The sequence below is a fragment of the Massilia sp. Leaf139 genome (assembly GCF_001424165.1).
GTDB lineage: Bacteria > Pseudomonadota > Gammaproteobacteria > Burkholderiales > Burkholderiaceae_D > Telluria.
Genome location: NZ_LMOJ01000005.1, coordinates 35,071 through 44,769 on the forward strand (window position 1 = coordinate 35,071; position 9,699 = coordinate 44,769).

The 9,699-nt window shown below is 62.2% G+C and carries 2 protein-coding genes (1 of these 2 only partly in view); both read left to right on the top strand.

All coding sequences use genetic code 11. The features are described 5' to 3' along the window. Window positions 1-8,070 carry the 3' portion of a CARDB domain-containing protein gene (locus ASF77_RS07865; RefSeq protein ID WP_056337288.1) on the top strand. The gene continues 26,142 nt to the left of window position 1, outside the view, so 8,070 of the gene's 34,212 nt are visible here — the last part of the coding sequence; its start codon lies beyond the left edge, outside the window; the stop codon is at window positions 8,068-8,070. Window positions 8,071-8,603: 533 nt separating this feature from the next. After that, window positions 8,604-8,963, top strand: a complete 360-nt coding sequence (locus ASF77_RS24155; protein ID WP_156648797.1) for a hypothetical protein — start codon at window positions 8,604-8,606, stop codon at window positions 8,961-8,963. Window positions 8,964-9,699 lie beyond the last annotated feature (736 nt).

Below are 9,699 nucleotides of genomic sequence, written 5' to 3' on the forward strand. Positions count from 1 at the left end.
GAGCTGGAAATCACCTTGCCGGAAGGCGTGGCGCTGTCGATGCACAGCATCTATGTCGAACGCAAGGCCAATTTCGCGGTCGAGGGCAAGAAGGCGGGCAGCATCGCGGTCGACAGCGTTCCGGTGCAGTCATGGACGCTGGGTACGAACAATGTGCTGATCACCACGGCGGCGCAGATCGGGGTGTATCGCACCGACGCCACCGGTAACCAGGTGCTGATCCGACAGATCACCAAGGACGAAAAAGGCCATCCGATCGATTTCCACGGCCGCTACACCGAACAGATCGTGTTTTCCGGAGACGGCACGCTCGCCTTCGTCGCGGGAACGGGGAACAAGATTTTTGTGGTCGACATGCAGACCCTTGACATCGTGCACACGATGGTGCTGGAGGGCGCCACGTCCTCCACGGCCTTGCGCAGCCTGGCCGTCTCCGACGGCTGGCTGTACGCGGTCGAGGGCGACCGCTACGCCGCCAGCGGCGGCCGGCTCCTGCGCATCAATATCGACGCGCTTGCAAGCCGGTTCCTGGAGCAGTGGCAGACCGTCAAGTTCGCTGGAACCGCGCCTTACGGCTTCCAGGACATGGCGATCAACAATGGCTCGTACCTGGCGCTTACCGCACCGCTCGGCGCGGATTCTCTATACAAGCAGGGGGCGACCGCGCCGGCCGGGAACGTCTATATCCTCGACCTGGGCAAGATCGACCGGGACGGGAAATACCTCGGCACCGTGGTCACGGTCGATGCGAACAAGATGGGCGGCAAGGGTCGCTTCGCCAGCTTCATCACGAGCGGTGAGAACAATGGCGAATTCCTGTTGTCGGCCTCGCAGAACTACGATGCCGGCCTGGTCGGCATCAAGGCCGGCGTCGACACCCGCGGCAACCTCGACGGCAAGGTCAGCACCACGACCCTGACGCTGACGCCGACACTGTCGAATTCGTCCTGGTGGAAAGGTAAATTCCAGCAAGATATCCAGCGCGCGCAGGGCACGGTGCTCGTCGAATACGACGGCAAGCAATACGCGCTGGTGGCCGACTACAACTTCGAGTTCAACGATCCGCATCACGGCTCCCTCGATAGCGTGGGCAAGCAAATCGGCGGCAAGATCGGCGTGATCGAAGACCCGTTCGGCAATCCGGTCTATCTGGGCGCCACTACCCCGATCGTCGGCGGCGCGGTCGACCACTTGACGCTGGGCGCCGACGGCAAGCTGTATGCCGACGTGCTGATGTATAACGATCCGTTCCAAAGCGACCGCATATTCACCTCGCTCTTCGTCTGGAACACCGCCGGCCTCATCCAGTCCGCGCTCGATGCACGAAAGGATGGGCAGAAAACGTCGACGCCGATCGACCGCTTCGCGGGCGAGCTGGGCGTCGCGGGACAACGCACGCCGGCGATCTCGCAGCGTTACGATCAGCGTGGCGACGGCCAGAACTTCGGCTGGACCTACGGTATCGGGGCGTATGCCGTTCCCGGCCGCTTCGCGCAGGTCGGCAAGGTGCAAATCGTCTACCCGCCACGGGAAGCCAAGGATGGCGAGAACATTTACAAGGACATGTTCAGCATCACCGACAAGCAGATCGCGCAGCAAAAGGAAGACGGCACCTATTCGGCCTTCGAGCACCTGTCGAAGAGCCTCTTCTACAACGGCTGGAACTTCTTCACGCTGGGCTTCCTGGACAAGCAGTCCGAACGCTATAACCAGTTCGCCGACGGCAAGATCAGCACCACCAGCTATTACACGGCGAGCGCGGTCGACGGTGTGGCATCGATCGCCAGCATTGCCGTGGGCGGGCGGATTGCGAGCGGCGCCGCTTCGCGCGTGGGCCCCGGCATGTGGGGCGCCGTGGCCGACGGTGCGGCGGAAGCCGGGCTGACCACCATCATCATGAAAGAAGGCGAGATCATCAGTTATCAGATCACCGATCCCGGCAAGCTGGGCAGCGATTACTACAAGGCGGCCATGACGGAATTGACGGTGGCCACGGCACTCGGCGCCGGGATTCCGCTGATTGGCGGCCTCATGAGCGGTCAGGGGCGCAACGCCGCCAAGGTGATCTGGAACAGCCCGAACACGCTCAACCCGACGCGATTCAGGATCGTGCAGCCGATCGCCCAGTCGTCGCCGCTGCTTGGTTCGCTGGCCGATACCAGCGGCAGCATCCTGAATCATGCCAGCGGTTCGCTTGTGACCCCGGGACTGAAACGGATCGCACTGCCGAAGACCGCCTCCCTGACGGATGCGGAAGCGCTTGCATGGCAGCGCGCGCTGGCGAGCGAACTGCCAGGAATGCTCAACAGCCAGGCTTCTCTGCGGGAGCAGGCTGCGCAGGCGGTACGTCTCAAGAACGACTTGGTACTTAGCGCGCGCAACGCGATGGACGATGCGAACGCGGCAGCCCAGCTGAGCATCAGCAGGCCGACGCGCACCTACGAAGAGATGCTGGCTGCGCGTTCGGGCGATTATGCCGGCGACGCCCTGTACAAGCGCGTGATCCAGGACGCGCAGGACGAGCTCGCGGGGAAATACGACATTACCGACTTGCTCAATCAGGAAGGCTTCTGCTTTGCCGCCGGCACCCTGGTGCACGCCAAGGACGGCCTGGTGCCGATCGAGCAAATCAACACCGGCGACTGGATCCTGTCGCAGCCGGAAGCGACCGGCGAGCGGGCGCTCAAGCGCGTCGTGCGTACCGTCCAGTTCGAAAGCAAGGCCGTCTTCCGGGTGCGCTGTACCTCCCTGGCCAACCAGCCGGCGCGCAAAGAGACGCTGGTCGTCACCGGCAACCACCCGTTCTTCGTGCATGGCTACGACGTCGCCGACATCTTCGGCGATCCGGAAACCTATGCCGGCATGCCGACCGGCTGGGTGCGGGCCGACTGGCTGCAATATGGCGCAATTGTCGAACTGGCAAGCGGCGAGCGCATGCGCATTTCGATGGTCGATCCGATCTGGCGCACCAAGACCGACGGCGTCGGCTTCATCGCGCCGCGCGACCAGGAGATGGGCGACCTCATCGACATGCGTGACGGCAGGATCGAACAGACGTTCGGTGCGGGCATCACGGCCGATTTCCTTGGCGTCGAAGACTTCAACTGGCGCTACGAGGACGAAGAGACGGCCGACAAGTGGGCCTACAAAACGGCGGTCTACAACTTTGAGGTCGAGGACTTCCACACCTATTACGTCGGCGAAGCAGGGATCTGGGTACACAACACCAACTGCTTCGAGAATGCGTTCAAGCCATTCAAGCGCGACGGCAAATTGACCTCGCCCGACATCGAGGTCTATGCCACCGACTCGGACGTTGCCGCCATGACGGCGAAGTTGACGCAACCAAAGGGCATGTTGCTGGTCATCGAGCAAATCTCGAACAAGTTCCTCCCGTGGGTGAAGTACCAGCACGGCGTCGAGGGCGGCCTGGCCGCCAAGGACGGGTCGTTCTTCCTGGCCCGCACCTTGTTGTTCAAGAATCCAAAGACCGGCGGTGCCGACCACATCCGCCTGGGCGATGGCGCAGCCTATATCCGCGGCACCGATGGTTCCAAAGTCCTGTCGAAAACGACCATCGATGCGAAGTCATGGCATGCCTATCGAGGATTGACTGGTGATGACGAAGCCAAGGCGGCGGCCCAGGCGACCATCCTCGACTCGCTGGGCCGCACGAGCGCCGCGCTCAGGCAGAACCCGGGCTTCAGCCATGTACTCGAGTTCGAAAACGAAGCGACCATGAAGGCGGTCATCGAATTCCTGCAGAACGAGGGATTGAACGACCCACGGGTCACTTCGGTCTTCGGTAAGGACTGGCTGTCGAAGGACATCTTCTTTACCATTGGTTCCAAGACAGCGGATGATTCGAGGCGCGTGCTGTCCGAAAACTTGTTGGGGTTTGAGAAGAAGCTGGATGCCGACGGCAATATCGCGGCATTGGATCTCATTCCGGTTCGCAAGAGCGACATTCTGGTACCGATGGACAAAGGTGCCAGCGTCATCGATTCCATCAAAAAGTTCTTCGGCAGCAGCGAACCAAACCTGCAGCAGGTCGAGAACGAGGGCCCTGGCGTCCCCGGTGCTGCCCTGACGGCCGATGCGGTGGAAGCCCTGTTTGCCCAGGCCAAGCAGTTCTGGATCGACCATGGTGCCCTGGCGAGCGTGCTCGCTCAAGCAAGCTGGAGCATCGGCGAACTGGCGGGCACCGCGGTGGCGCAAACGCAGGGCGGGAACATCGCCCTGTCGGCCGATGCTGGCGGCTGGGGCTGGTTCATGGACAGGACGCCTGATTTGAACGAAGAGTTCGAGCAGTCCGGTACATCGCTGGAGTACCTCGCCAAGGCGGGCGGCGAAGCGGCCGGCAAGATCGACCTGCTCGGCGTGCTGATCCACGAACTCGGCCATGTGCTGGGACTCGAGCACTCGGATCACGCGGCCGATGCCATGGCCGCCACCGTCACGCCGGGGCAGCGCCGCTTGCCTGCTGTCGGGGCTGGGGAAATGACCTATGGTTTCGGCAGCGTCGTCACCTCGGGCGGATCGGCAGCCACGCCGGGCGCCACCGCGGCGGATCGCCAGGTTGCCGGCAATGCGGTGCTGACCAATGCCGATTTCAGCAAGGCCGACGGATGGCTGACCCGCGGCGCCGTTACCTTCGCGGATGGCGCGGCAACCTTGTCCGAATCGACGGCGTATCAAACCCGATTGAACCAGACCTTCCTCCTGGGCGAGCACGACCGCTTCCTGAGCTTCACCCTGGACGGCATCGCCCTGGACGACCAGGCAGGCCCGGACGATGCTTTCGAGGTCGCCCTGCTGGATGCGGCGACCGGCCGGTCGCTGTTCGGCGGCACCGGATTGAGCCGCAACGATGCGAGCCTCAACCTGCAGACGAACGGAGACGAGTTCAAGGCACAGGGCATTACCCGCGTCCTGAACGCGGACGGCAGCCGCACTTACCTGGTCGACCTGTCGCATGTCGCCGCCGGCACCGCCGTCACCCTGTCCTTCGACTTGATCGGCTTCGGCAACACGGCGGCCACCACCGGCAGCCAGGTCACTGTGCGCGACCTGCGCCTGGGCGTGCCGCAGCCGATGGACGACGTCGTCTCCACGGACGAGGACACGCCAGCGGTCATCGACGCCCTGGCCAACGACCTCGACGCGCGCCAGCCCGGCTTCGTTCCGGTGATCGTCGACGGCCCGGCCCATGGCCAGGTGACGGTGAACGCCGACGGCAGCTTCAGCTTCGTGCCGCAGGCCGACTGGTTCGGCGAGGACAGCTTCACCTATCGACTCAGCGACGGCCGCGTCGAATCAAGCCTGGCGACCGTGCGCCTGACGGTCAATCCGGTGAACGATGCGCCGGTGACCCAGGCCGATACCGGCAGCGCGCAGGAAGACGGGCTGGACGTCGTGTTCGAAGCCGACACCCTGCTAGGCAACGACAGCGATGCCGATGCGGACGACACCCGCGTCATCGTCGCGGTCGGCGCCTCGGCGGCCGGCGCGCAGGTGGCGCTGGTCGACGGCCGCATCGTCTACTCGGTCGGCAATCTGTTCCAGCACCTGGCCGCCGGTCAGGAAGCGCTCGACACCTTCACCTACACCATCGCCGATGGCGCCGGCGCGACCAGCACCGCCACCGTCACGATGCGCATAGCGGGCGCGAACGACGGGCCGCGGGTCGTGGCCGACATGGCCGCGGTGGAAGAAGACGGCGTCACGGTCGCCGGCGGCAATCTGCTGGCGAACGACAGCGATGCCGACGCCGGCACTGTCCTGGCGGTCGCCGCGCCTGGCGAGTATGTCGGCCAGTTCGGCACGCTGGCAATGAGCGCCGACGGCAGCTATGTCTACACGCTGGCCAGGGATTCGGTCGCCGTGCAGGCACTGCGCTCGGGTGAAGTCGTCAGCGAGGTGTTCGGCTACTTGGTCACCGACGGCATCGCCAATACGCCGTCGAGCCTGACGATTGCGATCCGCGGCGCCAACGACGGCCCGCAGGCGCAGGCCGACAGTGCCGCCGCGGTCGAAGACGGCGCGGCCCTGGTGCTCGATGGCGCCGCGCTGCTGGCCAACGATACCGATGCGGACGCCGGCGACAGCAAGGAGATCGTCAGTGTCGGCAATTCGGCCCATGGCGTGCAGGTGCGCCTGGTCGACGGCAAGGTCGTCTACGATATGGGTGGCCAGTTCCAGCAGCTGGCCGCGGGCGAGCAGCTGGTCGACAGTTTTGAATATGTGATGCGCGACGCGGCAGGCGCAACCAGCACCGCACGCGTGACGGTGACGGTCACCGGCAGCAACGATGCGCCGCAGGCGAGTGCGTCGACGGTCAGCGGCAGCGAAGACACGCCTTACTTCTTCGCCTGGAGCGACTTCCGCGCAAGCGACGCCGACACCAGCGACGCACTCGCGCTGGTGATCGCTGCCCTGCCGGCCGAGGGCCAGCTGCAGCGCTTCACCGGCAGCAGCTGGACGGCGATGGCGGCCGGGCAGAGCATCGCCCGCGCCGACATCGAGGCCGGCCGCCTGCGCTTCGTCCCGGCGGCGAATGGTTCGGGTTCGCTCGCCTATGCCGGCATCGGTATCGGCAACCGCAAGCAGCACTATGCGCAGTTCGGCTACCAGGTCAGCGACGGCCTGCTGCGCAGTGCAGCGACCACGATGACGATCGATATCGTGCCGGTGGCCGATGCGCCGATCGTGCAGATCGGTGCGGCGGACGACGGATGCGGTGGCGTGTCCGAGCTGTTCCGCACCAGTTGGGAGAGTGTGCCGAACCGGAATCCGGTCTTCGCCCTGGTCAAGGCCAGCCAGCTCGAGGGCTGGAGCCTGATCGACGAATGCAATAACCGGCAGGTCTTCGAAATCTGGAGCAGCGGCGACAAGATGCCCGATGGCCAGGGTGGCCCGAGCGTCGTGTATGCAGGGGACGGCAACGGCAAGAACTGGTTGAGCCTGAACGACGGGAACGGCAACGGACACGACACGCTAGGTATCGAACGCAGTGTGACGACGCAGATCGGCGCGACCTATACGCTGAGCTTCGACTATGCCGCCCAGCCAGGCACCAACGCCAACCAGAACCGCGTCGCCGTCTATGTCGATGGCGTGAAACTGGGCGCGCATGGCGACACGGGTTCGGGCACGGCACTCGATTGGGAGACGCTGACCTTCCAGTTCACCGGCAATGGCCGGGCGCGCACGATCCGGATCGTCACCGAGCCAAGCTATACCACGGCGAATGGCCGCGGCGCGATGATCGACGACATCGTGCTGACCGAAGGGTGGCCGTTGAACACCGGTTATGCCGGCCTGCCGATCAAGCTGTCCGCGATGTCGGCCGCCTTGAGCGATACCGACGGCTCCGAACAGCTGGCGCTGCTGATCCAGGCGCTGCCGGCGGGCACCCGCCTGACCGACGGCTACCGCAGCTTCACGGCCACGGCGTCGGTCAATTCGGTCGACGTGACGAACTGGAAGCTGAATAACCTGTGCATCGTCACGCCGCTCTTCGGCGCGAGCAGCATGACGCTCAAGGTGAAAGCGGTTGCCACCGAAAGCGCGACCGGCGCCCAGGCGACGACCACGCGCGACCTGGTGGTGTCGGTCAAGCCGCTGCTGTCGCTGCTGTTCCCGTCGAGCGCGAGCATCACCATCACTTCGCAATTCGACGAGGCCACGATGGCGGCAGGGCTGGCGGCGACGACGGAAAACGGCTTCGAGGCGAGCGCGTCGGTGGAGAGCAGTGTCGAGTCGCTCGAATCGCTTGCGTCGTTCGAGTCGGTCGTGTCCGCCGGCTCGGTGACGGAAAGCGCACCGGCGCCGCAGACCGTCTACGTCACCAACGGCAGCGAAATCAAAGCCGTGTCGATCTCCGAATTGCCGGTGATCGACTGGTCTGGTTCGCTGCAGCTGCCGCGCGATCCGGACGACGAAAGTGCGGGTACGGACGAGTACTGGGTGGTCGACTTCCTGGGGGCTGGTCTGGAAGGGGAGGATTTGGGCAGTTTGACGGGCTTGACGGTGACACTCGGTCAGCAACCTGCAGCAGAGCTGCCTTGACACAGGCGGTAAGGCAAGCTGCATCATTTGGGTAACTGCTCAAATGATGCACGGTCTGATTTAAGGGAAGCCCTTTTCTCATCCAGCGGTTCGTTGTTTGTTGATGTTTATCTCTTTATCTGGATTTGCAATGTTTTCTCGTACCAGCTTTGCCTGTTTATTGATGATCTCAACTACTGTCGAGACCCGCGCTATGCCGCCAGAGCGTCCAAAGCAACCACTATTCAGCAGTTTTTATGTGGAACCGTCAGGCGCACTAGTAGTTGGAGCTGAGCCTGCTGGATTCTTCCGTAGCAGCGATGGTGGACAGCACTGAAACCGATCGCAGACACGCCGGACTTCCGCAAGCTGCTGAACAGCGGACTCGATCCAGTAGGCAGATCTGCAAACCGCGTGATTTCGGTGCCGTCTGGACGTGCCTGGGAATCTCAGAGGATGTACACGGCGTAGACCGCGAGGGCAATTTATACAAATGTGATACCAGTAGCACTGCTATCAGCAGGGATGGCGCCAGGAGCTGGAAAAACACGGGCATGAATGCACTTCCAATTGCCAGTCGCCTTTACTGCGGTGCGACGACTGCCTCGGACGAAGACACCCGCATGATTGGAGCGATGTCTGGATCACGCGGTGTCTTGTTTGCTACGGCAATCGAGAGTTCGACATCGGACTTGTCGATCCGAATGAGCGTCAATGGCGGCCGCACTTGGCGGCGTCAAACGTTCGGCCTTCCGGAGAGCTGGCACACATTTAGTATGGAACGCGTCTTGCAGGACACCGTATATTTCTTCGCAGCTGAGAAAAATGTGCCAGGCCAGCAGCCGGCCTTGTACCGAAGCGTAGACGGTAAGCTTGCAGAACACATGAATCCTCCCATCGATTACGGTAGCTGAGTAGACATACAGGCTGGACTGCATGGGGCTATCTTCGTCGTTACGCGACTTGCGATCCACCGGTCTGATGACGGCGGAAAGACGTGGCGAAAGCTGGGGCGCAAGGGTATCGCCTGGTAGTGCGCAGACGAGTTCGCACACAAGCTTGCAGCGCTCGGTCGTTTCCCGTCAGACGTAAACCCATGAACAAAAGGGCTTGCGCGAGCCTGTCGAGCTTGGCTATAATTCGCCTCCGCTTCGGCGCTGTCTGCAAAACGTTAACGAAATCAAGTAGTTAGATTCGTAATTTCTTTGCAACGAGCGACGCGGTGGAANTTGGCTATAATTCGCCTCCGCTTCGGCGCTGTCTGCAAAACGTTAACGAAATCAAGTAGTTAGATTCGTAATTTCTTTGCAACGAGCGACGCGGTGGAAAAAAAGAAGTTGACGACGCAAACGAAACGCTGCATAATCTCACTTCTCTGCTGCTGACAAACAAAACGATTTGTCGACAAGTAGCATGCAGTACCGAATAAGTTCTTTAACAATTAACAGTCGATAAGTGTGGGCGTTTGATGAAGGTGCCAGCTGACTAGTTCAGCTGATTACTTAAATTATCAAATGTTCRCACAAAAGAAATACGTTGTCTCAGCAATGGGATGACGGTCAGTATTTTGAGTGAGCGACTCCTGAGAAATCAGGATGGCAGCAATGCCAACAAACAGAGATTGAACTGAAGAGTTTGATCCTGGCTCAG

Coding starts and splice junctions, on each gene's coding strand:
- ASF77_RS24155 (WP_156648797.1), top strand. CDS start 8,604: ATGAATGCACTTCCAATTGCCAGTCGCCTTTACTGCGGTGCGACGACT.